Source organism: Achromobacter sp. SIMBA_011, from assembly GCF_046535435.1.
Classification (GTDB): Bacteria; Pseudomonadota; Gammaproteobacteria; order Burkholderiales; family Burkholderiaceae_B; genus Achromobacter; species Achromobacter dolens.
On the sequence record NZ_JAWRWN010000697.1, the window covers coordinates 1 to 261 of the forward strand.

Consider the following 261-nt stretch of genomic DNA (forward strand, 5'->3'; position numbering starts at 1 on the left):
CGTGAAAGGATAGTGCGGTGCGCGGCCGTGGGCCGGCGGCCGCGCACAACGAAAAGGAAACGACAACAATGAAAACGGAAAAATTGACACCCGTGCGAAGCGCGCACCCGGTCGATCCGGCCGTACGGGCGCGCGTGATGGCGGAACTTGCGGAAGTCGAACGCCGCCACGACGTGAGCGTGCTGTTCGCGTGCGAATCGGGCAGCCGCGGCTGGGGCTTCGCGTCGCCGGACAGCGATTACGACGTGCGCTTCGTGTATG

The 261-nt window shown here is 65.1% G+C and carries 1 protein-coding gene; it reads left to right on the forward strand.

Translation table 11 applies throughout. The features are described from left to right. Positions 1 to 68 precede the first annotated feature (68 nt). Positions 69 to 261 (forward strand): DNA polymerase beta superfamily protein (locus SB816_RS32740; protein ID WP_410548344.1); only part of this gene is annotated, 193 nt, incomplete at its 3' end.